Below are 424 nucleotides of genomic sequence, written 5' to 3'. Positions count from 1 at the left end.
GCGGCCTCACGGCAACCGGCGATATAGATCTGCTCTTCGATTCACGCCGTCGCATCAGCTTCGTGACGGCCGAGAAGATAACCCAGTCGGGTTTGATAGGCGTGCTGCGAAAGGTGGACAGATCCTTCAAGCCACTGCAGCCCAGGTCCTTCAGGGCAACGAACCGTGATGGCTATCTAGTTGTGGAGCCTCAACAGGTTGTCCTCGGTTAGAGCGAGGCGACTGATAGGTGTTTTGGACTTTAGGCTCCCGTGGGGACGGTGCCAATTGTATCTGTGCAGCCAGACCGGCAACTCTGCGGCGCGGTGATCTGAAGTCGGATAAGCGATGGCATAAGCCCATTCGCGCAGTGCTGTCTGGATGAAGCGCTCGGCCTTGCCATTGGTCTTGGGTGTATAGGGTCTTGTCCTGACGTGCTTGAGGC

General features: G+C 57.3%; 1 protein-coding gene. It reads right to left on the bottom strand.

What is annotated here, in order from left to right; genetic code table 11:
• Nucleotides 1-176: 176 nt before the first annotated feature.
• The coding region (locus EN807_RS32735; protein ID WP_135937947.1) for an integrase core domain-containing protein at nt 177-424 on the bottom strand (248 nt) is incomplete at its 5' end.

This window comes from Mesorhizobium sp. M5C.F.Ca.ET.164.01.1.1 (genome assembly GCF_004792125.1).
Lineage (GTDB): Bacteria > Pseudomonadota > Alphaproteobacteria > Rhizobiales > Rhizobiaceae > Mesorhizobium > Mesorhizobium wenxiniae.
This window is presented reverse-complemented; position numbering and strand designations above follow the sequence as displayed.